Raw genomic sequence first — 23,388 nt, forward strand, 5'->3', positions numbered from 1 at the left:
CGTCGACTTCACTCACAGGGGAGGAGAGCGCATGGTACGCCTGCTGCTGTTGTTGCCGTTCATCGGCCTGATGATCGTGCCGTTCTACAATATCCGGGAGCCCTATCTGTTCGGCTTCCCGTTCTTCTACTGGTACCAGCTCGCCTGGGTGCCGCTCACCTCGCTGCTTACCTGGATCGTCTACAGGAGCGTGCGTCGTGCTGGCTGATGTCGATAGCGCGGCGTTCGCCGTATTCCTCGCACTGTTCATCCTCGTCACCGGCATGGGCTTCGTCGCCTCGCGCTGGCGCAAGCCGGAGACGCTCGCCCATCTCGACGAGTGGGGCCTCGGCGGCCGCAAGTTCGGGACCTGGATCACCTGGTTCCTGGTCGGCGGCGACTTCTACACCGCCTACACCGTGATCGCCGTTCCGGCACTGGTCTATGCGGTCGGCGCCTACGGCTTCTTCGCGCTGCCCTACACCATCATCGTCTATCCCTTCGTGTTCGCGGTGATGCCGGTGCTGTGGAAGGTCGCCAAGGAGCGTGGCTATGTCACCGCCGGCGACGTGGTGCGCGGCGCTTACGGCTCGCGCGGGCTCGAGCTTGCGGTCGCAGCCACCGGCGTGCTGGCGACGATGCCCTACATCGCGCTCCAGCTCATCGGCATGGAGGTCGCGATCAAGGCGCTCGGCCTGCACGGCGAGGTGCCGCTCGTGCTCGCCTTCCTGGTGCTGGCGCTCTACACCTATTCGTCGGGCCTGCGCGCCCCGGCGCTGATCGCCTTCGTCAAGGACATCATGATCTACATCGTGGTGATCGCAGCGATCGCGATCGTGCCCTCGAAGCTCGGCGGCTACGGTGCGATCTTCACCGCGGCGGACGCGGCGTTCGCGGCGAAAGGCGCAGGCGGCACCTTGCTGTCGCCGGCGCAGATCGTGCCCTACGCCTCGCTGGCGCTCGGCTCGGCGCTCGCCGCCTTCATGTACCCGCATACGCTGACTGGCATCTTCGCGTCTTCGGGCGGCAACACCATTCGCAAGAATGCGATGCTGCTGCCGGCCTACACGCTGCTGCTCGGCCTGCTCGCGCTGCTGGGCTACATGGGCCACGCGGCGGGATTGAAGCTCGCGAGCAACAACGACGTCGTGCCCGAGCTGTTCAAGATGCTGTTCCCGAGCTGGTTCGCGGGCTTCGCCTTCGCCGCGATCGCGATCGGCGCGCTGGTGCCGGCCGCCGTCATGAGCATCGGCGCGGCCAACCTGTTCACCCGCAATTTCTGGAAGGTGTGGGTCGATCCGAAGGTGACGCCGGCCGGCGAGGCGAAGGTCGCCAAGATCACCTCCATGCTGGTGAAGGTCGGCGCGCTGCTCGCGATCCTGCTGATGCCGACGCAGTTCGCGCTCGACCTGCAACTGCTCGGAGGCCTCTGGATCCTGCAGACGCTGCCGGCGCTGGTGTTCGGTCTCTACCTGAACTGGTTCTCGAGCACGGCACTGCTTGCCGGCTGGGCCGTCGGTCTCGTCGGAGGATCGTGGCTGGCCTGGTCCGACGGGCTGAAGCCGCTGCACAGCATCGACTTCGGCGCCGGCAAGGTCGCGATCTACACCGGTCTGCTCGCGCTCGCGCTCAACATCGCGGTGGCCGTCGCGGTCAACCTGGCGCTCAAGCGCGTACCGCAGCAACGGCTGTCCCGCGAGGCAGCTGAATGACTGCCGTCGGCGGCCGGAGATCTTCCGGCCGCCGCTCTCTCCGGCATGAATAGCCTTCCATGCGATTGAAAACGCCTTAGTATCCGCCGGCGATCCGGCCCCGCTCGTCGCCGGCGGATCGGAGGTCTCGGGTGAGGATGTCGTGCAGGCGTGGTTCGTTCTTGCGGTCGCTGCCGGCTATGTGACCACGCTGTTCCTGGTGGCCTGGTGGGGCGACCGGCGGAGCGCCGCTGGGCCGCTGGTGTCGCCAAACTCCTGGGCGGCCGCGATCAGCTATTGCCTGACGCTCGCGGTCTACAATACGTCGTGGAGCTTCTACGGATCGGTCGGGCGCGCCGCCACCAGCGGGCTGGACTTCGCCACGATCTATATCGGCCCGACGCTGGTGCTGCTGTTCGGCCAGAGGCTGCTGTCCAAGGTGATTGCGATCGCCAAGGCGCAGAACGTCACCTCGATCGCGGACTTCATCGCCGCACGCTACGGCAAGAGCCAGGTGCTCGCGGCCTTCGTGACGCTCGCATCGCTGCTGGGCGTGCTTCCCTACATTGCGCTCCAGCTCAAGGCCGTGGGCAAGAGCTTCGACTACCTCATCCTCCAGCCCGAGCGGGCCGGCGGCGAGGGCTTGCGTTTCTGGCAGGATTCCGCGTTCGGCGTCGCCGCGTCGATGGCGCTGTTCGCGATCGTGTTCGGCGTCCGGCACGTCCACGCCAGCGAGCATCATCGCGGCCTGATGCTCGCGATCGCCTTTGAGAGCGTCGTCAAGCTGCTCGCATTCCTGATCGTCGCGCTGTTCGTGCTGTTCGGACTATCAGGCGGGCCGGCCGCTCTGCTGTCGCAATTCCGGTCGGAGCCGCAGCTCGCGGGAATCCTGAGCTTCGATCCGACGCAGCCGGTGTGGCCCGCGACCATCATCATCTCAGGAATCGCCTTCCTGTGCCTGCCGCAGGCCTTCCATGTCGCGGTCGTCGAGAATGAAAGTCCGAGCCACACGCGCACCGCGGCCTGGCTTTACCCGGCCTACCTTGCGCTGTTCAGCCTGCTGATCCTGCCGATCGCCGCAGCCGGGCTCAACCGGTTCGGCGCGATGATGGACCCCGACACCTATGTCATCTCGCTGCCGATCGCGGCCGACGCGGGCACCATCAGCCTGATCGCGTTCCTGGGCGGACTGTCGGCCGCCACCGGTATGGTGATCATGACGTCGGTCGCACTCAGCACCATGCTGTGCAACGACGTCATCATGCCGCTGCTGCTGCGCTCGCGCGTCTTCGGCCTGCGCGCGCAGAGCCGGCCGATGACCTCGGTGCTGGTGACGGTGCGCCGGCTGTCGATTCTCGGAATCCTGCTGCTCGCCTATCTGATGCACCGCCTGGTCAATCAGTCCTATCCGCTCACCGTGATTGGCCTCTTGTCGTTCGTCGCGGTCGCGCAATTCGGTCCGGCGTTCGTCGGCGGGCTGTTCTGGCCGCGGGCCAACAAGGCCGGCGCCTCGCTCGGGATCGCGGTCGGCTTCTTCATCTGGGCTTACACGCTGCTGCTGCCCTCGGCCGCGCCTCTGTGGCCTGGGATCGAGGAGATCGTCCGCCACGGCCCGTGGCAACTCGCCTGGCTCAAGCCCAATGCGCTGTTGGGCCTCGAAGGCGTTGATCCGATTTCGCACGCCACGCTATGGAGCCTTGGCGCGAATCTCGTCTGCTTTCTCATCGTCTCGGCGCTCGGACGGCAATCGACCGTCGAGCGCAACCAGGCGGCCGCGTTCGCCGACGGTGTCGTTCGTGAATCCATCCCGAAATTGTCGTCGCGCGTGTTGGTCCGGCTCGACGATCTCCGCGCGCTGGCGCTGCGTTTCGTCGGCGTCGAGCGCGGCGCGGCAGCTTTTGACGCTTATCTGGCGGCCCGTGTCGCGGGGATGGGGTCGCGCCTCGATCCGTCGGGACTGGTCGATCTCGACTCGATCCGATTCACCGAGAACCTGCTTGCCGGCGCGATCGGGGCGGCATCGGCGCGCGTGGTGATTGCAGCGTCGCTGGAGGGCCACTCGCTGTCGCGGCGGGAGGCGATGGCGATGCTCGACGAGGCCTCGGAGGCGTTGCGCTTCAACCGCAGCCTGTTGCAAAGCACGCTGGAGAGCGTGCCGCAGGGCATCTGCGCCTTCGATGCCGATTTCAACATCACGGCCTGGAACGGACGTTTCATCGCGCTGTTGGACCTGCCGCCGGATTTCGTGCGCGTCGGGCTTCCACTGGCGGATCTCATCGCCTTCAATGTCGAGCGCGGCGAATATGCCGCCTCCGAATTCGCCGCCCTCCTGGTCAACCGTGACGTCGCCACGCAGAGCTGGCCCTATCTCTACGAGCGCAAGCGGCCGGACGGCACGGTGCTCGAGATCGTCTATGACCGCGCCGCCGAGGGCGGCTACGTCTCGACCTACACCGACGTCACCGAGCGTCATCGGGCCGCGGAAGCGTTGCGACGCGCCAATGAAGGACTCGAGCTGCGCGTCCGCGAGCGCACCGAGGCGCTCGAGCAGGCCAAGGCGGAGGCCGAGCAGGCCAATCTCGGCAAGACCCGTTTCCTGGCGGCGGCGAGCCATGATCTGCTGCAGCCGCTGAACGCGGCGCGTCTGTTTCTGTCCGCGCTCGACGAAAGCCTGCATGCCGCGCCGCGATCCGGCGCGGCCGAGAAGGAGCGAACCCTCACCGGCAGCGCCATCACGGCGCTGCGCTCAACCGAGCATGTGCTCGACCGGCTGCTCGACATCTCCTCCTACGATGCCGGCGCCGTTCGGGCCGAGATATCCGACTTTCCGATCGCTGATCTCTTCGTGCAGTTGAACGTCGAATTCTCCGCGATGGCGCGCGAATGCGGCCTGGTCCTCCGCGTCGTCGATTGCCGCCACGCCGTGCGCAGCGATCCGCATCTGCTGCGCCGGATCCTGCAGAACCTGCTGTCCAATGCGCTTCGCTACACACCGAGGGGACGCATCCTGCTCGGCTGCCGGCGGCGCGGCAACGCACTGCGCATCGAAGTCTGGGACACCGGCGTCGGCATCGCCGCGGCGGACCAGAAGCGCATCTTCGAGGAATTCCAGCGTCTGGCGCAAGGATCGGAGAAGGGGCTGGGCCTCGGGCTCGCGATCGTCGATCGCGTCTCACGGCTGCTGGGTCATCCCGTCGATGTTCGTTCGCGGCCGGGTCACGGTTCGTGCTTTGCCGTCACGGTGCCGCTCGCCGAGGGGCCGGGAATGCCGCTCCAGCGCCAGATTGCGACTGCGGCTCCAGCGGTGGCGGAGCGGCCGCTGACGATCCTGTGCCTCGACAATGATGCGACGATCCTGGAAGGCCTCTCCGCGCTGCTCGGCGGCTGGGGGCATCGCGTGCTGGTCGCAACCGACGCGGCCGCGGCGAAGGAGACGGCCGCGGCCGTCCCGCCCGACATCGTGCTGCTCGATTACCATCTCGACGGCGGCCGCAACGGCTTGGACTTTCTCGACGATCTCAGGCAGAAGTCGGGCCGCGCCGTCCGCGCGCTGGTCGTCACCGGTGATCGCAGCGAGGCGGTGCGCAACGAGGCGAGGGCACGTGGCTGCGAGATCCTGTCGAAGCCGGTCAAGCCGGCGGCCCTTCGGCGCTTTCTCGGTGGTGAGGCATTGAGCCGACAGTTCGGGACGGAACCGGAGACTCCCTGACGATGCGCATCCTGATCGGCGACGACCATCCGCTGGTGCAGGCTGCGCTACGCAGCGCGCTGTCGAGCGTGCTGCCCGATCTCGACATCGTCGCCTGCCAATCGCTGGATGAGGCGATCGGCGTCTTGACGGTCCAGTCCGGCGACATCGACCTGATCCTCTGGGATCTGACGATGCCGGGCATCCAGGGCTTTGCCGCGCTGTTCATCCTGTCGGCGCAATTCCCGACCGTGCCGGTGGCGATCATCTCCGCGCGGCAGGACGCGGCCACGATCCGCCGCGCCATCGCCTATGGCGCATCCGGCTACATCCCGAAATCGCTCGGCCTGCCCGAGATGGCCGAGGCGATCACGAAGATCCTCGCCGGCGAGATCTGGATGCCGCCCAATGTCGGCGGCCGCGGCTCGATCCAGAGCGCCGATGTGGAGCTGGCCGCGCGCATGGCCACCCTTTCGGCGCAGCAGCTGCGCATTCTCGCGATGATCGTGGAGGGCAAGCTCAACAAGCAGATCGCGGGCGAGCTCGACATCGCCGAGCAGACGGTCAAGGGCCACGTCTCGACCATCCTGCGCAAGCTCGGCGTCGGCTCGCGCACCCAGGCCGCCGTGCTCGCCGAGCGGCTGTCGTTCGGCCAGCCCGGCGGCAATTGAGCCCGGCACCTTCAAACTAAAAACGGAGGCCGCAAGGCCTCCGTTTTCTCATTCGCGGTTGGTTGGCCGCTTACCCCAGCCGGCCCGCCGCATGCGCCAGCAGCGTGTACACCAGACCCGTCTCCGAGGTCAGGTGGCTGCGCAGCTCCTGCGGGCCGCGGCCGTCGCGGGCGACTTCGTCGAGCAGGCGCTCGAATTCGGCGACGTAGCGGTCGACCGTGCCCTTGAAGTTGCGGTCGGCGCGGTACTTGCGGGCGACCTCGTCGAAGGCCTTCTGGCCGGCGGGCGTGTAGAGGCGCTTGGTGAACGCCTTGTTCTCGCCGCGCTGGTAGCGGTCCCACATCTCGGCCGCGAGGTTGCGGTCCATCAACCGGCCGATGTCGAGCGACAGCGATTCCAGCGGATTGCTGCTGGCCTGTGGGGCCTGCGGCTGCGGCGCGGTTGCGGCGCGGCCACGGGGAGCCTCACGTCCGGTCGGTGCACCCTGGTTGGCGTCGGTCCGGTTGAGCAGGTCCGACAGCCAGCCGTCACGGCCCTGGTCGTTGCCAACAGGGGCGACCGGCGGCGCTTCGGTGCGGCGCGAGGGCGCCGGCATGCCGAGGTCCGGCGGCGGCAGCGTGGACGCGCTGCCGGTGTCGCGCATGCGGGTCTCGGCGGCGCGAGCGCCCGCAACGGCCATCATCGGCTCTTCCTGGCGCTGGACGGCGACGGAGGCGCGGCCCGCCGTGGTGACGTCGAGGCCACGGCCGTGCTGGGCCACGATGCGGTTGAGCTCGGCGAGCGCCTCGATCTGGTCGACGATCACCTTGCGCATCTGCGCCGTGCTCTCGGCGGCCTCCTGCGGCATCTCGAGCACGCCGCGGCGCAGCTCGTTGCGGGTGGCTTCGAGCTCGTTGTGCATCTCGAAGGCCATCTGCTTCATGCTCGACACGAGGTTGGTGAACTTCTCGGTCGACTGCTTGAACATCGCATCCGCCTCGTCGGTGGTCTGGCGGTAGATGTCGTGCATGGCATCGATGGTCTGCCGGTGCTCCTCTTCCGACGCCGCGCGCACCGCCTCGAACTGGCGGGTGATCGCGGCGGAGCCGGCGCCGGCGGTCTCGGCGACGACGCGGGCGATGTCGCGGGCACGCTCTTCGGCCGCGGCCAGCGATTCATCGAGCAGGCCGGTGAAGCGCGACAGCCGCTGGTCGAGATCGGCGGTACGCAGGTCGATCGTGGTGACCAGCGATTCCAGCGCCTGCTTGCGCTCGGCGAGCGAGGCGGTGGTGTTCTTGTTGCTCTGCTCGACGACCTGCGCGGCTTCGACCAGCGCCTTGCCGTGCGCGTCGAACTGGGTCGACAACTCGCCGAGGTCCTGGAGTGCCTTGGTGGTCTTGCTGTTGAAGACGTTGAGCTGCTCTTCCAGGTTCTGCGTCGCCGCACCGTTGCGCGAGGTGACGTCGTTCATCGCCGAGACGAAGTCGGCGACGCGCGTCACCAGCGCCCGCTCGAGCGAGTTGAGGTTGTCGTGCGCACCGGTCAGCACCTCCTGGAGCAGGATGTTGCCTTCGCGCAGACGTTCGAACAGCGCCACCGTGTCGGTGCGCAGGATCTTGCTGGTCTCCTGCATCTCGGTGACGGCCGCGATCGAGACCTGGCGCGACTGGTCGATCGCCGAACGCGAGGCCTGCTCGAGGTCCTTGAGCGACTTGCCGACCGCGCTGGTGGCGATCTCGCTCGCCGCGTTGATGGTGCGGGCGACTTCCGAGCCGTTGCCCATCATGGTCTGCGAGAAGGCCTGGCCGCGCGTCTCGATCGACTTCAGCGCGTCCGAGGTGACGCGGTCGATGTCGAGGGTCAGCTGGCTGGTCTTCGAGCCGATCGCGTCGACCAGCGCGCCGCGCTTGGCGTCGATCATGTTCGACAGGCGGTCGGCCTGCTGCTGCACGTAGGTGACGATCTCGTCGGTCTTGCCGGTCATGGCCTGGCCGAAGCTCGAGCTGGCGGCGAGCACCGAACGCTCGACGTCGGAGGAGCTCGACTTGACCCGCGAGCTCGCCTCGTTGGAGGCCGAGATCAGCGCGTTCTGGGCGTTGAGCGCGCTGGTCTGGATGTCGTTGGTCGCATTCGCGGTGGCCGAGCTCAGCGTACGCTCGATCTCGGTCGAGATCGCGCGGATCTGGCTTGCGGCGTCCGCCGAGGTCGAGGTCAGCGAGGTCTGGGCCTCGCGGGCGCTGTTGAGGATGGTCGAGGCGGTGTCGGCGCCGACCGCGGTCAGCGTACGCTCGATGTCCGTGGTCAGCGACTTGATCTGGCTCGCCGCGTCGGTCGACGCGGAGATCAGCGAGCCCTGGGCCTCGCGCACGCCGCTGGTGAGCGCCTCGATGGTGGCGCCGCCGGCGGTCGCCAGCGCGCGCTGCATCTCGGCCGCGAGCGAACGGACCTGGCTGGTCTGCTCGGCCGAGACCGTGAGCAGGGTGCTCTGGGCGTCGCGGGCGCTGGTGGTGATCGTCTCGGCGGTCGACTGGCCGACCTGCGAGAGCGAACGGTGCACTTCGGCCGCGAGCGACTTGACCTGGTTGGCTGCCTCGGAAGACGCCGTGACCAGCATGTTCTGCGCTTCGCGCGCGCCGGCCGTGATGGTTTCAGCGGTCGAAGTGCCGGCCATCGTCAGCGAGCGCTGCACGTCGGCCGTGAGCGACTTGACCTGGCCCGCCGCGTCCGCGGTTCCGGCAACCAGGGTGTTCTGGGCCTCACGCGCGCCGCTGGTGAGGATCTCGGCGGTCGAGGTGCCGGCCATCGTCAGCGAACGCTGCACGTCGGAGGACAGCGCCTTGATCTGGTTGGCGGTCTCGCTCGAGGCCGCGATCAACGCGCTCTGGGCGTCGCGCGCCCCGGCGGTGATCGATTCCGCGGTGGTGGTGCCGGCCAGCGACAGCGAACGCTGCACATCGGCGGTGAGCGTCTTGACATGGTTGGCGGCGTCCGAGGACGCCGTGACGAGGGTGGTCTGCACCTCGCGGGCGCCGGCCAGGATCGAGGCCGCGGTGGCAGAACCTGCCGCCGACAGCGTGCGTTCGACGTCGGCCGCGAGCCCCTTGATCTGGTTGGAGGCGTCGCCCGACGCCGCGATGAGAGTCGACTGCGCATCGCGGGCGCTGGTCAGGATCGAGTTCGCTGCACCGGTGCCGACCGCGGTCAGTGCCTGTTCGACCTCGGCTGAGGTCATCTTGAGCTGGGCGTTGACGTCGGAGGAGACCGTCATCAGCGACTGCTGGGCGGTGCGCGCGCCGGTCTGGATCGTCTCGCTGGTGTTGACGACGAGGTTGGTGAGCGAGCGCTCGGCGTCCTCGACATGCGAGCGGATCGCGGTCGAGATCATCTCGGCGCGAGACATCATGTCCTCGCTGGCCTGGCGGCCGCTGCTCTCGATGCGGCCAGCGACGGCTTCGACGCGCGAGCCGAGCAGGTCCTCGAACTGCGCCACGCGCACGTCGATGTCGCTCGCGACCGAGCCGACCTTGGTCTCGATGGCCCGCTGGATGTCCTGGAACCGTGCCGTGACCGTGTCGGTTAGATGCGTGGTGCGGCCGTCGATGACCTCGGTGACGCCGGTGATGCGGCGGTCCACCGCCTCGATCGCCTGGGCGGTGCCGTCGGTGAGGGTCGAGGTCAGCAGCGTCAGACGCGTGTCGATCGACTGCACGGCCTGCGAGGCGCCGTTGGTCACCGTGGTGGTGAGGTAGGTGAGGCGGCTATCGATGGATTCGAGCGCCTGCGAGGCGCCGCCGGTGAGCGTCGTCGTGAGGTGGGTCAGACGGGTGTCGATCGACTGGATGGTCTGCGACGCGCCGTCGGTCAGCGTGCTCGTGAGGTGGTTGAGGCGCGCGTCGATGGTTTCGACGGCCTGCGATGCACCTGAGGTCAGCGAGGTCGTGAGGTGGGTGAGGCGGCTGTCGATCGACTGGATCGCCTGCGCGGCGCCGTCGGTCAGCGACGAGGCGAGCGTGTCGATGCGCCCGTCGATCGTCTCGGTCATCGACTTCGCACGGCTGTCGAACGACTGTTCGAGCGCGGTGACGCGGCCGCCGAGCTGCTCGTCGAAGGTCTTGATGTGGCCTTCGATCGTGGAGTCGAGGCCGGCGATCTTGCCGTTCAGCGAGGCGTCGAAATTGCTGACGCGGTCGCCGATGGTGGTCTCGAACTGCATCAGGCGCTGGTCGAGGATCGCGGTGATCTCGCCGCCGTTGGCGGTGAAGCGGGTGTCGAAATTCTCGACATAGGTCTTCAGCGACTCATGGATGTCCTGCGTGCGCTGGCCCATGCGCTCGACGATCTCGCCGCCGAAGGTCTTCACGGTGCGGTCGAACTCGGAGATGTGGCGCGTGATCAGGGCGCCCAGCGTGCCGGAGTCGCGGGCGAACTTCTCGACCAGCTCGGTGCCCTGGTTCCTGACCAGCTCGTCGAACGCGCTCATCTGCAGCGACAGCGAGTCGTGCGCGGTCTCGGTCTGGCTGACGACCTTGGCGACGAGGGTGTTGACGGTGGCGTCGAGCGCCTCGCTCGCCTTGTCGCCGCTCGTCATGATCTGGCCGGCGAGGCGGTTGCCGGCGTCGTCGATCTTGGCGGAAAGGTCGTTGGAGCGCAGCTCGAGCTCGAGCAGCAGCGAGTCCGAGGAATTCTTCAGGCTGTCGTGCACCTGCTCGGTGCGCTCGGAGATGCCGTCGACGATCGCGGCGGAGCGCTGCTCGAATTCGCCGGTGATGCGGTCGATGCGCTCGTTCAGCATCTCGTGGACGCGGTCGGCGAGATCGACGAACTCGTCGTGGACGTGGCCGGTCTTGAAGTTGAGGCTGGTGGTCAGCCGCTCGCTGGCGTCGAGCACGGCGCGCGTGGTCTCGTTGCTGGCCTCCTCGAGGCGGTCGAGCAGGTCGCCGCCGCGCTCGCCGAGCGCCAGGATCATGTTGTCGCCGGCATTGCTCAGCGCGCTGGTGATGTGGGCGCCGCGCTCCTCGAGCGCGCCGGTGATGGACTTGGCGACCTCGTCGACGCGCGAGGCGATCGCGTCGGAGATCAGTGCGATGTCGTGGCGCAGATCGATCTGCACGCCGGAGATGGCGCTGCGGACCTGCTCGGCTTGGCCGACCAGATTGTCGCGCTGATGCGCGATGTCCTGGAGCAGGGCGCGGATGCGCACTTCGTTGTCGGAATAGGCGCGCTCCAGCGCGGCGACCTCGTTGGCCACCAGCGTCTCGAGTTCGCCGGCGCGCGCGATCGCGCGCTCGATGCCGTCGCCCATCGCCGCGACTTCGCGGCGGATGGCCTGGCCGACGGTGACCATGGAATCGGAGGCCGAGCCCTCGGGCTCGGAGAAGCGGATCGCGACCTGCGCCATCGCTTGCGCGATCATGCGCATTTCCTGGCCGCGCCAGACGAGGCTTGCGAGGAAATAGAACAGCATGATCGGCGCGAAGAACATCGCGATCAGGCCGGCAATGACGAGCACGCCGCCGCTCTGGCCCATGGCGGCCTGGATCGAGGGCAGGAAGCCGAAGGTCAGCGCGGCGCAGGCCGCGAGCCAGACGCCGGCGAAGATGGTGGCGAAGGTATAGACGCTGCGGGCAGGGCGGCCCTTCTGAAGCGCCTGGAGCAGCTGGCCGATGGTCTCGCGGTCGTCATTGGCGGCGCGGCGCGAAGAGCGGGGCTCCTCGACCGGGTCGAACACGGTCGACCGCTCGTTGGCGGCAGGGCGCGGCTCGAAGCTCGGCTCGTCGAAGATCGGGGGCGGCGCCACAGAGGGCGCGGGCTCGTTGCGCATCGAGGCGTTGCGGCTGGTGTCCGCGGCCGTGTCGCTGATGTTCAGGGCTTCCTGGATCGCAGAAAGCGCAACTTCTGTGGGGTCTTTGACCTTTTTCGGAGTGTTCGCCATGTTCAGTCCGAGCCCTCGTTACTTGTACGCGTCCCCCCGCGAGCCCTGCGCGCTACGCAAGCCCACAGACCGGATCATGCCGCTTAAGCGGATCTCCGAGCCGTCCCCACCCGGACGGCTTGTCCGCCAATTTCTGCAACATCCTATTGGCAGAGCGTCGCGAATGAAATGCCCGCGATTAAGACAATCTTAATCATCGTTAACAGGATCGCGCCGTAACGCCTTAGCAATAAATGCAATTCTCCACTGAACTTGGTCGATTGCGGCAACTTTTCGTCAATAAGCTGGCAGAACTGCGTCGCCGACCCCCAACATTTCGTTAACCATTTCCATGCTTGGGTGAGGCGAACGCACCGCCGGACCGGCGGAACCGTCGCGCGATGCCGGGGCCTTTCGCCATGACGCCTGAACTGCAACGGATGGACTGGATGCCCTCGCCCCCGCTTGCACCTATCGACAGCCCGCTCGACCTCGACCACCTCTCCCGGATGACGCTCGGCGATGCAGAGCTGGAGCAGGAAGTGCTGGCCATGTTCGCCGAGCAGGCGGTCCGCCTGATGGCGGCGATGGCGGGACTGCCGGCCGAGGCCGGCGCACTTGCCCACAAGCTCAAGGGGGCGGCCCGCGGGATCGGCGCCTTTGCGGTAGCCGATGCCGCAGCGAGCCTGGAGACCGCGATCCAGACCGGCCATAACGAGCGCCACGCCTTCGCGGCGTTGAAGGAGGCGGTGACCGAGGCCCGCGCCGCCATCGAGGCGATCCTGAAGTCTTGAGGCCACGCGGCCGAGCCGGATTCTAGTCTCTTGTTTTGACGCATTTTCTTGCCGCAAAGCGGCATTTACTTCGTCGCAAAACCCTATGGCGCCGGGCTGATCGACCCGTTATAGGACAGCCCGGACCCTCCTTCATTCCCAGCACCGCGGCAGCACGAGCACACATGGCCAAGATTCACTTTGTCGACCACAAGGGCGAAACCCGCACGGTGGAAATCGAGAACGGCGCAACCGTGATGGAAGCCGCGATCCGCAACAGCATTCCCGGCGTCGAGGCCGAATGCGGCGGCGCCTGCGCCTGCGCGACCTGCCATGTCTATGTCGACGAAGCCTGGCGCGAGAAGGTCGGCAGCCCGACGCCGATGGAAGAGGACATGCTCGACTTCGGCTTCGACGTGCGCCCGAATTCGCGCCTGTCCTGCCAGATCAAGGTCAGCGACGATCTCGACGGTCTCGTCGTGTCGACGCCGGAACGTCAGGCCTGATTGGGTCGGCCTGACAGGCCTGATCATGCCCTTTCTGAGTTGAACTAGAGGGTCGGCGGCGCGACCTCGATGCCGCGCTTGTGCCAGGGTCTGAGCTTCTCGACGACCTCCGCGCTGAGCGGCGCGGGCCGCCGTGTCGCCTCGTCGAGCATGACGCCGACCGACATCGCCGAGGCGATGCATTTGCCTTCCGAGAACACGACCTGCTCGAAGGTCACGGACGTCCGTCCCAGCTTCACGACGCCGAGGCCGAGCTCGATCGTGTTCGGCCAGTGCAGTTCGGCGCGGAAATGGATGTCGAGCCGCACCATGATCCAGGCGAGCCCCGGCGGCGTCAGCCCATATTCGGGGCTCTTCATCAGCGTAACACGGCCGGTCTCGAAATAGGTGGCGTAGACGGCGTTGTTGACGTGCTGGTTGGGATCGAGATCGCCGAAGCGGACGTTGTCGCTGAGGCGATAGGGAAAGTCCTCCAGGCGCGGCGTCGTATCGAGGCGACTAGGTGCGTTCACCGATTGATCTCCGTCATATCCTTGCTGGTTACAGCCCAGTTATCCTGCCCCGGCAAGTGGGCGCGGCCGCGGGGCGCTCCCGCTTTTATGCCTTCCCTGATCCATCCCCGTTGGCTAGACAGGCGGGGTCACCTCTGCCCAAAGGGCGCCGTCCAACAGATAACGACAGACAAAGAGACGACATGAGCGACGCGATCAAAACCGATGTGCTGATTATTGGCGCCGGCCCCTGCGGTCTGTTCGCCGCCTTCGAGCTTGGCCTTCTCGACATGAAGACGCATTTCGTCGACATCCTCGACAAGGTCGGCGGCCAGTGTGCCGAGCTCTATCCGGAAAAGCCGATCTACGACATTCCCGGCATTCCGCAGGTTTCGGGGCAGGGCCTCACCGAAGCGCTGATGGAGCAGATCAAGCCCTTCCATCCGACCTTCCATCTCGGCGAGATGGTCGAGACCGTGGAGAAGATCGGCGATCCCTTGTTTCGCTGCACCACGGATGCGGGCAAGGTGTTCGAATGCAAGGTGCTGGTGATCGCGGCCGGCGGCGGCTCGTTCCAGCCCAAGCGTCCGCCGGTGCCGGGCATCGAGGCCTATGAAGGCACCTCGGTGCATTACGCCGTGCGCAAGATGGAAACGTTCCGCGACAAGAACGTGCTGATCGTCGGCGGCGGCGATTCCGCGCTCGACTGGACGCTCAATCTGCATCCGATCGCCAAGCGCATCACGCTGCTGCACCGGCGCGACGAGTTTCGCGCCGCGCCTCACAGCGTCGAGCAGATGCGGGCGCTGGTTGCCGGCGGCAAGATGGATCTGCGGCTCGGCCAGGTCACCGCGCTCTCCGGTGCCGAGGGCAAGCTCAGCGGTGCTACCGTCAAGGGCAACGATAACAGCATCAGCGAAGTCGTCTGCGACACCATGCTGCCGTTCTTCGGACTGACCATGAAGCTCGGTCCGGTCGCGAATTGGGGCATTGCGCTGGAGAACAATCTGGTGCCGGTCGAGACCTCCGCGTTCGAGACCAACGTGCCCGGCATCTTCGCGATCGGCGACATCAACACCTATCCCGGCAAGATCAAGCTGATCCTGTGCGGCTTCCACGAGGGCGCGCTGATGTCGCAAAAAGCCCATCGTTACGTCTATCCGGAGAAGCGGCTCGTGTTCCAGTACACGACCTCGTCCTCCAGCCTGCAAAAGAAGCTCGGTGTCAACTGACGGCAACGGGCGGCAAGGGGGCGCCCCATGTTTCTGGTGCTGGAACCGTTCGCGAAATCGCCGTAGTCTGCGGCCATTCCGGTCGTGGACTAACAAGGTGATCTAATGCGGAATTTTTCCAGCTTTCGGCTGCTCCCCTTCCTCGCGCTCGCATTGTCGCTCGCGACGGTGACACCGTCTGCGGCGCAGACCGCCGAGCCCACGGCGGCGGGCCTGTGGCAGAAGGTCGAAGACGGCAAGACGGTCGGATGGTTTCTCTTCATCGACCGCAACGGCATCTTCGAAGGCGTGATCGCAAAGACCTTCCCGCGCCCCGGCGACGATCCGAACGAGATCTGCAGCAAGTGCACCGACGACCGCAAGAACGCGCCTGTGCTCGGCATCTCCTTCGTCCGCAACATGAAGCGCGAAGGCTTGAAGTACGAAGGCGGCAACGTGCTCAATCCGCGCGATGGCCAGATCTGGAAGGCGAACATGAAGGTCAGTCCCGACGGTCAGACCTTGACGCTGCGCGGCTATCTCGGGATTTCGCTGCTCGGCAAGGACGAGGCCTGGACGCGCCTGCCTGACGCCAACATCGCCCAGGTCGATCCCGCCATCGTGGCAAAATATCTGCCCGCGCAGGCGGCGGCGACCAAGCCGCCGGCACCCGCGCCCAAGAAGGGCGGCGGCATGATGATGGCACCGGCGAAGCAGTAGGCCGGTTGCGGTCTTCTTGAGCGTCGTCGTCTCGGCGTCGGATTTTGATCCTAGGCCGCATCCGTCGAAAGGCGGATGCCTTTGCGCCTTGCGGCAGTAGTTCCCCGGAATGCGCGCTGGCAGCGGATTTGCATAGTTGTCGTCAGCTGCTGGGGGAACGAGTCGCCGGTGCCGCGCCGGATTCAAGGCGCGGACAACGGATGGCGTTGTCGTCCCCCGCACGGATCATTTTGATCGCGGGACGACGAGATGAAATTTTCAAGCTTGTGCGCAGCGACGCTGCTGGGCGTGACGTCGCTTCTGACATTCCCGGCCCAGGCGCGTGACGACGGGCGCTACGCCAACTCGCCGCTGAAACCCTGGTTCGAAAGCCTGCACAGCGAATTCGGCCAGTGCTGCACCGACGCCGACGGCTACGTCATTGCCGACGTCGATTGGGAGTCCGATCGCGGCCGCTACCGCGTCCGCATCGACGATGAATGGGTCGTGGTGCCCGACGGTGCCGTGATTACCGTGCCGAACAAGATCGGCCGCACCATGGTGTGGAAGCACTATATCGACGGTCATCCGCGCGTGCGCTGCTTCATGCCGGGCAGCATGACCTGAAAACGCTGACGGCGCCCGCACCGGATGCAGGCGCCGCAAGCGATGCGGTAGGTTTAGCGCGCCTCGCTTTCCGAATTTGCACTCGCAAGCCGCTTGACGCGCGGCGACAACACCGAGACCTGTGCGGGCGAGGCGGGCATGCCGGCGACGATCATGGTGGGCGCGGTCGACTGCTCCTCGACGCCGGCACCGCCGAGCACCTGCACCTGGGTCGCCGAGATCGGTAACGACTTCACTTCGTAAGAGGGAAGCTCTCCGGCGAACGCGCAGGTCGAGCTCGCAATCACGGCGCTGGCGAGGGCAATCATTGTGAGAACACGCATTGGAAAATCTCCGTTGAAGATGTCAATCGGAGGTTTGGTCGTGACGATGCCGGAACAGGTTCGCTCCTGTGCGAACATTCATGTGTCCATTGACGAACTTCTTGATTGCGTCAGGCGACAGCACGAAATGGCGACGAAGTTTTCCGCGCCAATGTTTCCGGACGGTTTCGCGGAGACCCAAGTCGGCGCTTCAGGTCACCGGCGCCGGATTGAACAGCGTGAGATCGTTGTGGATGCCCCAGCGGTCCGACCATGGCTTGGTGCGGCCGGAGGCGACATCGAGGATCAGGCGGAACAGGTCCCAGCCGCATTCCTCGATGGTCTTCTCGCCGGTGGCGATGCTGCCTGAATCGAAGTCGATCAGGTCCTTCCAGCGCCGCGCGAGCTCGCTGCGGGTCGCGACCTTGATCACGGGCGCCGCTGCAAGGCCATAGGGCGTGCCGCGGCCGGTGGTGAACACCTGCAGCGTCATGCCGGAGGCGAGCTGGAGCGTGCCGCAGATGAAGTCGCTTGCCGGCGTTGCCGCGAACAGCATGCCCTTCTGCGTCGCCTTCTCGCCCGGCGAGAGCACGCCGGTGATCGCGGATGATCCGGACTTGACGATCGAGCCGAGCGATTTCTCGACGATGTTGGCGAGGCCGCCCTTCTTGTTGCCGGGCGTGGTGTTGGCGCTGCGGTCGGCGCCGCCGCGGGCCAGATAAGAATCGTACCAGGCCATCTCGCGCACCAGCGCACGGCCGACATCCTCGTTGATCGCGCGCCGCGTGAGGAGCTGGATGGCGTCGCGCACCTCGGTGACCTCCGAGAACATCACGGTGGCGCCGGCGCGCACCAGGAGGTCCGCGGCAAAGCCGACGGCGGGATTCGCGGTGACGCCGGAGAAGGCGTCGCTGCCGCCGCATTGCAGGCCGATGACGAGATCGGAGGCCGGGCAGGTCTCGCGTGTACGCTTGTTGAGGATCTTCAGGCGGGCTTCCGCCTGGGTCATGATGGCATCGACGATCGCGCCAAAGCCGTCGAAGGCTTCGTCCTGCATCCGCACGATGGCATCGCTGACGCCCTCCGGCACCAGCCGCTCGGGCGCGAGTTTTTCGCAGCCGAGGCCGACCACCAGAATTTCGCCGCCGAAATTCGGGTTGAGCGCGAGGTTCTGCAGCGTGCGGATCGGCACGACAGCGTCGGGCGCGGTGATGGCGACGCCGCAGCCATAGGCGTGGGTCAGCGGCACGACGTCGTCGACGTTGGGGTACTTCGGCAGCAGCTCGGCGCGGATGCGCTTCACCGCATATTCCATCGTGCCCTTGACGCATTGCACGGAGGAGGAGATGCCCAGAATGTTTTTCGTGCCGACCGAGCCGTCCGGATTGCGGTAGCCCTCGAACGTAAAACCTTCGAGCGGCGGCAACGGGGCGGGGACGGCGGTGGAGATCTCGAGCTTGTCGAGGTCGGGGGCCTCCGGCATGCGGATGCGCGCCTCGTCCACCCATTCTCCGGCCAGGATCGGCGACAACGCATAGCCGATGATCTCGCCGTAGCGGATGATCGGCGCGCCTTCCGCGATGTCGACCAGCGCCGTCTTGTGCCCCTGCGGCACGAAGGCGCGCAGCGTCAGCCCGCTGGCGAAGCGGGAGCCGGCGGGAAGCCCGAAATCATTGACCACGATCGCGACATTGTCGCGCTCGTTGAGCTTGATGTAGCGGGGCTGCTCTTTCGCTGCGACGTCCTGGTCCATGGGAGGACTCCGTCTTGTAGGGCGGGTTAGTCGAAGGCGTAACCCGCCACTTCTCTCGATGCTGGAAGATAGGAGGCGGGTTGCGCCAGCGCACTGCGCTTTGCGCAGCCGCCGGCTAACCCGCCCTACGAACGTGCATCAGCCCGGGAACGTATAGGCCGTCTTCACCGTGGTGTAGAACTCGCGGGCATAGGAGCCCTGCTCGCGGGCGCCGTAGCTCGAGCCCTTCCGGCCGCCGAACGGCACGTGATAGTCGACGCCGGCGGTCGGCAGATTGACCATCACCATGCCGGACTCGCTGTTGCGCTTGTAGTGCGAAGCGTATTTCAGGCTGGTGGTGCAGATGCCGGAGGCAAGGCCGAACTCGGTGTCGTTGGAGATGGCGAGGGCCTCTTCGTAGTTCTTGGCGCGGATGACGGCGGCGACCGGGCCGAAGATCTCCTCACGCGCGATGCGCATGTTGTTGTTGGCTTCGGTGAACAGAGCCGGCGCGAGGTAATGGCCGGGGTTCTCGCGCTTGAGCAGCTCGCCGCCGAAGGCGAGCTTGGCGCCCTCGTCCTGGCCGATCTTGATGTAGCGCAGGTCCTGGTCGAGCTGGCTCTGGTCGACCACGGGACCGATGTGCACGCCGGCCTTGAGCGCGTCGTCGACCGACAGGCTGTTCAGGCGCTCAGCCACCGCCGCGACGAAGCGGTCGTGAATGCCTTCGGTGACGATCAGGCGGGAGGAGGCGGTGCAGCGCTGACCGGTCGAGAAATAGGCGCCGTTGACGGCGACCTCGACGGCGGTCTTGAGGTCGGCGTCGTCGAGCACGACCAGCGGATTCTTGCCGCCCATCTCGAGCTGGAATTTCTTCATGGGGTTCGAGAGCACGCAGGCCTGCGCGATCTTGCGCCCCGTCTGCACCGAGCCGGTGAAGGAGATCGCGGCGACGTCCGGGTGCTCGAGCAGGGTCTGGCCGACCACCGAGCCTGAGCCGACCACGAGGTTGAACACGCCGGCGGGAATGCCGGAGCGGGTGATGATCTCGGCGAGCGCGTGCCCGGAGCCGGGCACCAGCTCGGCCGGCTTGAACACGACGGTGTTGCCGTAGCAGAGCGCCGGCGCGATCTTCCAGGCGGGGATCGCAATCGGGAAATTCCAGGGCGTGATCATGCCGACGACGCCGACGGGCTCACGCGTGAGCTCGACGTCGAGGCCGGGGCGAACCGAGGCGCCCTTCTCGCCGATCAGGCGCAGCGCCTCGCCGGCGAAAAACGCGAAGATCTGGCCGGCGCGGGCGACTTCGCCGATGCCCTCGGGGAGGGTCTTGCCTTCTTCGCGGGCGAGCAGGCGGCCGAGCTCTTCCTTGCGGGCGAGAATTTCCAGCGAAATCTTGTTCAGCGCGTCGAAGCGCGCCTGCGGCGTCGACTGCGCCCAGGCGGGGAAGGCGGCCTTGGCGGCGGCGATCGCCTTCTCGGTCTGCGCCTTGTCGGCCTTGGCGTATTCGCCGACAACGTCGTTGGTGTTGGAGGGGTTGATGTTCCTGGTGACGCCCGAGCCGTCGACCCATTCGCCGCCGATGAAGTTCTTAAGGATCGCAGTCATCGTTTCCTCCATATTCAAGGGGCATGATCCTGATCGGAAACCGGTGTCCACTTTTCCGGGATCAGGCCTGAGTGTTTTACCGTACCAAGCACGGACGCTTGTCGTCGAAGGTCCAGCCGGGGATCCGGTCCTGCATGGCAATAGCGTCATCCCGGGCGCCAAGTCCATGCTGCTTGTAGAGGTCATGCGCGGCGTCGATAGCGGCCCTGTCGATTTCGACGCCCAGGCCCGGCCTGTCAGGCACGGCGATCTTGCCGCCCTTGATCTGAAGCGGCTCCCTGGTCAGCGCCTGGCCGTCCTGCCAGATCCAGTGGGTGTCGATCGCGGTGACCTTGCCGGGGGCGGCGGCGCCGACATGGGTGAACATGGCCAGCGAAATGTCGAAATGGTTGTTGGAATGCGAGCCCCAGGTCAGGCCGTTGTCGCGGCAGGTCTGGGCGACGCGCACCGAGCCTTGCATGGTCCAGAAATGGGGATCGGCCAAGGGGATGTCTACCGCCCCCAGGCGCAGCGCATGGGAGAGCTGCCGCCAGTCGGTCGCGATCATGTTGGTCGCGGTGGGCAGCCCGGTGGCGCGGCGGAACTCGGCCATGATCTCGCGGCCGGAGAAGCCGGCCTCCGCGCCGCAGGGGTCCTCGGCATAGGCGAGGATGCCGTGCATGCCCTTGCAAAGCTTGATCGCCTCGTCGAGCGACCAGGCGCCGTTGGGGTCGAGCGTCACGCGTGCGTTGGGAAAACGCTTTGCGATGGCGGTGACGGCCTCGATCTCCCGCTCGCCGCGCAGCACGCCGCCCTTCAGCTTGAAGTCGGCGAAGCCGTAATGGTCGTGGGTGGCTTCCGCGAGCCGCACCACGGCCTCCGGCGTCATCGCCTCCTGGTGGCGGAGGTTGAACCATTCGGGTTTGCCGGTCTCGCCGCTGACGTAGTTGAGCTTGCTCTTGCGCCGATCGCCGACGAAGAAGAGATAACCGAGCGTCTCGACGCTGCTGCGCTGCTGGCCTTCGCCGAGCAGGGCTGCGACCGGCAGGTTGAGGTGCTGACCCAGCAGATCAAGCAGCGCGGATTCGATCGCGGTGACCGCGTGGATCATCACGCGCAGATCGAAGGTCTGCTTGCCGCGGCCGCCGGCATCGCGGTCGGCGAAAGCCGTGCGGACGTCGGCGAGGATGTTGTTCATCGCGCCGACGGTCTTCCCGATTACGAGGTCGCGCGCGTCCTGCAGGGTCTGCCAGATTTTCTGCCCGCCCGGCACCTCGCCGACGCCGGTGTGGCCGGCATTGTCGGTGAGGATGACGATGTTGCGGGTGAAGAACGGCGCGTGCGCGCCGCTCAGATTGAGGAGCATGCTGTCGCGGCCGGCGACCGGTATCACCTGCATCGCCATGACGATTGGTGCGCCGGAAATCTCGGTCAGGGCCATCGCTCGCTCCTCGTTGTGGTCGGCCTATTCTGCCGCCTGTTGTGTCGATCGGATGGCGGGCAGATTCTTCACCAGCGCGGTCACTTCCGCAATCTCCTGCTCGGTGAGGTCGGTGAGCGGCGGGCGGACCGGGCCGGAATCGCGGCCGATCACCTTCATGCCGGCTTTGATGATCGAGACCGCATAGCCCTTCTTGCGGTTGCGGATCGCGATCAGCGGCAGGATGAAGTCCTTCAAGCCGGCCTGGATCGTGGCGTGGTCGCGCTTGCGCACGGCCGCGTAGAAATTGGTGGCGAATTCCGGCACGAAGTTGAACACGGCCGAGGAATAGGTCGTCACGCCCATGTCGAGATAGGGCAGCGCGAAGGTCTCCGCGGTCGGCAGGCCGCCGACATAGGTCAGGCGGTCGCCGAGCTTGGTGTAGACGCGGGTCATCAGCTCGATGTCGCCGATGCCGTCCTTGTAGCCGACGAGGTTCGGGCAGCGCTCGGCAAGGCGGGCGAGCGTGTCGGGCTGCAGGATGGCGTTGTCGCGGTTGTAGACGATGACGCCGATCTTCACGGCGGCGCAGACTGCCTCGACATGGGCGGCAAGGCCCTCCTGCTCGGCATGGGTGAGATAGGGCGGCAGCAGCAACAAACCGTCGGCGCCGGCCTTTTCCGCGCCGATCGCGATCTCGCGCGCGATCGCCGTGCCGTAGCCGGTGCCGGCGAGCACGGGCACGCGGCCCTTGGTCTCGTCGACGGCAACCTTCACGACTTCAGGAACTTCGGTCGGCGTCAGCGAGAAGAATTCGCCGGTGCCGCCGGCGGCGAACAGGCCCGCGACGTCGTAGCCGCACAGCCAGTCCATGTTGGCGCGGTAGGTCGCCTCGTCGAAGGAGTAGTCAGCCTTGAATGGCGTGACGGGAAAGGACAGGAGGCCGGATCCGATCTTCTGGGCCATTTCCTGCGGGGTCATCTTGCTCACGGGCGCTGTTCCCTTCGTGCGTGTTGTGGAGGACGCGGGCCTCGATGCCTGCGCGTCCATGCGCCGTGGTTTAGGAGACCGTTCGATGCGGGTCCAAGCTAAAGCCTATATCGACCGATGCGGATTGAGCATCAATCCTCCGCCACCTCCGCGGAGGACAATTCACCGGCGATTTTGACCAGTGCCGAGAGCAGCGGATTCTCATCGTCGCGGCGCCAGACCATGAACAACTCGACCGGCACGCGGCCCCGCAGCTTGAGCGGACGCAGCCGGACGTCGGAAATCTTCAGGCCCGCAGCCGCGGCCGGCACGATGGCAAGGCCGAGTCCGGCGCGGACCATGGCGAGGATCGAGTGGATCTGGCTGAGATGCTGGACATAGCGCGGCAGCACGTCGGCGCGGGTGAATTGCGCCACCAGGAGATCGTGGAAGTAGCGGCTCTCATAGGGCGAATACATCACGAAGGGCTGGTCGTCGAAATCCTTGATGGTGATGCTGTCGGCGCTCGCCAGCGGATGCTTCTTCGGGATCGCGGCGAGCAGGGGCTCGGCGACGACGCGGCGGCTGGTGAGCTCGGGCCGCGCGATCGGCGGCCGGAGCAGGCCGGCGTCGATCTGGCCCGAAGTCAGCGCCTCGAACTGGTCGCCCGACACCATCTCCTTCAGCGAGAAATCCACCTCGGGCAATTTTGCGCGGCAGGCTGCGACCAGTTCCGGCAGGAAGCCGTAGGCGGCGGCCGCGGTGAAGCCGATCTTCAGCGAGCCGGTCTTGCCGAGCGCGATGCGGCGGGCGACCTGCGAGGCGCTTTCCGCCAGCTTCAGGATGCGCCGCGCCTCCGGCAGGAAGCTGCGCCCGGCAGGGGTGAGGCGGACCGAGCGGCTGGTGCGCTCCAGCAGCGGCGCATCGATGATGTGCTCGAGCACCTGGATCTGCCGGGACAGCGGCGGCTGGGTCATGTTCAGCCGCGCGGCGGCGCGGCCGAAATGCAGTTCTTCGGCCACCGTGACGAAACAGCGGAGCTGGTTGAGGTCGAACATCGATACATGCCTTAGATGAATAAGGCGTTTCCCCGGGACTTCTAGCATCGATCACCCCCAAAAACAAAGACGGCGGCTTCTGAGGGCCGCCGTT

17 protein-coding genes are annotated in these 23,388 nt (G+C 66.4%); 9 read left to right on the forward strand and 8 right to left on the reverse strand.

Going from position 1 to position 23,388, the window contains the following annotated elements; translation table 11 throughout:
• Positions 1–31 precede the first annotated feature (31 nt).
• The 4 genes from RPS27_RS24135 to RPS27_RS24150 all read left to right on the forward strand — a co-directional run bounded on the left by RPS27_RS24135 (position 32) and on the right by RPS27_RS24150 (position 6,029).
• The gene (locus RPS27_RS24135) at positions 32–208 is read left to right on the forward strand and encodes a DUF3311 domain-containing protein (protein ID WP_194403291.1); all 177 of its coding nucleotides are present in this window, start codon (positions 32–34) and stop codon (positions 206–208) included.
• Positions 198–1,691, forward strand: coding sequence for a monocarboxylate uptake permease MctP (mctP, locus tag RPS27_RS24140; RefSeq protein WP_259214323.1), 1,494 nt, complete (start codon positions 198–200; stop codon positions 1,689–1,691). Before RPS27_RS24135 ends, mctP begins: the two co-directional genes overlap by 11 nt.
• A 142-nt stretch (positions 1,692–1,833) precedes the next feature.
• On the forward strand, positions 1,834–5,379 hold the full coding sequence (locus RPS27_RS24145) for a NahK/ErcS family hybrid sensor histidine kinase/response regulator (protein WP_313754666.1): 3,546 nt from the start codon (positions 1,834–1,836) through the stop codon (positions 5,377–5,379).
• Complete coding sequence (locus RPS27_RS24150) at positions 5,376–6,029, forward strand: response regulator (protein WP_194408388.1); 654 nt, start codon at positions 5,376–5,378, stop codon at positions 6,027–6,029. Before RPS27_RS24145 ends, RPS27_RS24150 begins: the two co-directional genes overlap by 4 nt.
• Before the next feature lie 70 nt (positions 6,030–6,099).
• Here the strand turns inward: RPS27_RS24150 and RPS27_RS24155 are convergent, their stop codons facing one another.
• Entirely contained in the window at positions 6,100–11,940 is a 5,841-nt protein-coding gene (locus tag RPS27_RS24155; protein WP_313754667.1) for a negative regulator of septation ring formation, read from the reverse strand.
• 398 nt (positions 11,941–12,338) lie between these two features.
• Between RPS27_RS24155 and RPS27_RS24160 the strand changes: the two genes are divergently transcribed.
• Both RPS27_RS24160 and RPS27_RS24165 read left to right on the forward strand, forming a co-directional pair.
• Complete coding sequence (locus tag RPS27_RS24160) at positions 12,339–12,713, forward strand: Hpt domain-containing protein (protein WP_313754668.1); 375 nt, start codon at positions 12,339–12,341, stop codon at positions 12,711–12,713.
• Between the two features lie 164 nt (positions 12,714–12,877).
• Positions 12,878–13,198: a 2Fe-2S iron-sulfur cluster-binding protein gene (locus RPS27_RS24165; RefSeq protein ID WP_194403286.1), complete on the forward strand. Its 321-nt coding sequence runs from the start codon at positions 12,878–12,880 to the stop codon at positions 13,196–13,198.
• Positions 13,199–13,242: 44 nt separating this feature from the next.
• Here the strand turns inward: RPS27_RS24165 and RPS27_RS24170 are convergent, their stop codons facing one another.
• Positions 13,243–13,710, reverse strand: coding sequence for an acyl-CoA thioesterase (locus tag RPS27_RS24170; RefSeq protein ID WP_259214315.1), 468 nt, complete (start codon positions 13,708–13,710; stop codon positions 13,243–13,245).
• Positions 13,711–13,892: 182 nt separating this feature from the next.
• Between RPS27_RS24170 and RPS27_RS24175 the strand changes: the two genes are divergently transcribed.
• From RPS27_RS24175 to RPS27_RS24185, 3 genes are all read left to right on the forward strand, one after another.
• Positions 13,893–14,921 (forward strand): NAD(P)/FAD-dependent oxidoreductase, encoded by a 1,029-nt coding sequence (locus RPS27_RS24175; RefSeq protein WP_285807085.1) that lies wholly within the window; start codon positions 13,893–13,895, stop codon positions 14,919–14,921.
• 105 nt (positions 14,922–15,026) lie between these two features.
• The gene (locus tag RPS27_RS24180; protein WP_194403283.1) at positions 15,027–15,620 is read left to right on the forward strand and encodes a DUF2147 domain-containing protein; all 594 of its coding nucleotides are present in this window, start codon (positions 15,027–15,029) and stop codon (positions 15,618–15,620) included.
• Positions 15,621–15,869: 249 nt separating this feature from the next.
• On the forward strand, positions 15,870–16,226 hold the full coding sequence (locus tag RPS27_RS24185) for a hypothetical protein (RefSeq protein ID WP_313754669.1): 357 nt from the start codon (positions 15,870–15,872) through the stop codon (positions 16,224–16,226).
• A 53-nt stretch (positions 16,227–16,279) separates the two neighbouring features.
• On the opposite strand, the gene RPS27_RS24190 is transcribed toward RPS27_RS24185, so the two are convergent.
• The 6 genes from RPS27_RS24190 to RPS27_RS24215 all read right to left on the reverse strand — a co-directional run bounded on the left by RPS27_RS24190 (position 16,280) and on the right by RPS27_RS24215 (position 23,294).
• Entirely contained in the window at positions 16,280–16,549 is a 270-nt protein-coding gene (locus tag RPS27_RS24190) for a hypothetical protein (RefSeq protein WP_285807083.1), read from the reverse strand.
• Between the two features lie 190 nt (positions 16,550–16,739).
• A complete protein-coding gene (gene garD, locus RPS27_RS24195) occupies positions 16,740–18,281 on the reverse strand; it encodes a galactarate dehydratase (protein WP_212068750.1) in 1,542 nt (513 codons plus the stop codon).
• 138 nt (positions 18,282–18,419) lie between these two features.
• Positions 18,420–19,868 (reverse strand): aldehyde dehydrogenase family protein, encoded by a 1,449-nt coding sequence (locus tag RPS27_RS24200; protein WP_194403279.1) that lies wholly within the window; start codon positions 19,866–19,868, stop codon positions 18,420–18,422.
• 76 nt (positions 19,869–19,944) lie between these two features.
• The gene (gene gudD / locus RPS27_RS24205) at positions 19,945–21,288 is read right to left on the reverse strand and encodes a glucarate dehydratase (RefSeq protein WP_313754670.1); all 1,344 of its coding nucleotides are present in this window, start codon (positions 21,286–21,288) and stop codon (positions 19,945–19,947) included.
• Between the two features lie 24 nt (positions 21,289–21,312).
• A complete protein-coding gene (gene kdgD, locus RPS27_RS24210) occupies positions 21,313–22,257 on the reverse strand; it encodes a 5-dehydro-4-deoxyglucarate dehydratase (RefSeq protein ID WP_259214290.1) in 945 nt (314 codons plus the stop codon).
• Positions 22,258–22,388: 131 nt separating this feature from the next.
• The gene (locus RPS27_RS24215; RefSeq protein WP_194403276.1) at positions 22,389–23,294 is read right to left on the reverse strand and encodes a LysR substrate-binding domain-containing protein; all 906 of its coding nucleotides are present in this window, start codon (positions 23,292–23,294) and stop codon (positions 22,389–22,391) included.
• Between the last annotated feature and the right edge of the window lie 94 nt (positions 23,295–23,388).

Origin of the sequence: Bradyrhizobium sp. WYCCWR 12699, from assembly GCF_032144035.1 — a bacterium.
Lineage (GTDB): Bacteria > Pseudomonadota > Alphaproteobacteria > Rhizobiales > Xanthobacteraceae > Bradyrhizobium.

Excerpts from the sequence above, each read along its gene's own strand:
- RPS27_RS24135 (WP_194403291.1), top strand. The coding sequence starts at position 32 with ATGGTACGCCTGCTGCTGTTGTTGCCGTTCATCGGCCTGATGATCGTG.
- RPS27_RS24155 (WP_313754667.1), bottom strand. The coding sequence starts at position 11,940 with ATGGCGAACACTCCGAAAAAGGTCAAAGACCCCACAGAAGTTGCGCTT.
- RPS27_RS24160 (WP_313754668.1), top strand. The coding sequence starts at position 12,339 with ATGACGCCTGAACTGCAACGGATGGACTGGATGCCCTCGCCCCCGCTT.
- RPS27_RS24165 (WP_194403286.1), top strand. The coding sequence starts at position 12,878 with ATGGCCAAGATTCACTTTGTCGACCACAAGGGCGAAACCCGCACGGTG.
- RPS27_RS24175 (WP_285807085.1), top strand. The coding sequence starts at position 13,893 with ATGAGCGACGCGATCAAAACCGATGTGCTGATTATTGGCGCCGGCCCC.
- RPS27_RS24180 (WP_194403283.1), top strand. The coding sequence starts at position 15,027 with ATGCGGAATTTTTCCAGCTTTCGGCTGCTCCCCTTCCTCGCGCTCGCA.
- RPS27_RS24185 (WP_313754669.1), top strand. The coding sequence starts at position 15,870 with ATGAAATTTTCAAGCTTGTGCGCAGCGACGCTGCTGGGCGTGACGTCG.
- RPS27_RS24190 (WP_285807083.1), bottom strand. The coding sequence starts at position 16,549 with ATGCGTGTTCTCACAATGATTGCCCTCGCCAGCGCCGTGATTGCGAGC.
- garD (WP_212068750.1), bottom strand. The coding sequence starts at position 18,281 with ATGGACCAGGACGTCGCAGCGAAAGAGCAGCCCCGCTACATCAAGCTC.
- RPS27_RS24200 (WP_194403279.1), bottom strand. The coding sequence starts at position 19,868 with ATGACTGCGATCCTTAAGAACTTCATCGGCGGCGAATGGGTCGACGGC.
- gudD (WP_313754670.1), bottom strand. The coding sequence starts at position 21,288 with ATGGCCCTGACCGAGATTTCCGGCGCACCAATCGTCATGGCGATGCAG.
- RPS27_RS24215 (WP_194403276.1), bottom strand. The coding sequence starts at position 23,294 with ATGTTCGACCTCAACCAGCTCCGCTGTTTCGTCACGGTGGCCGAAGAA.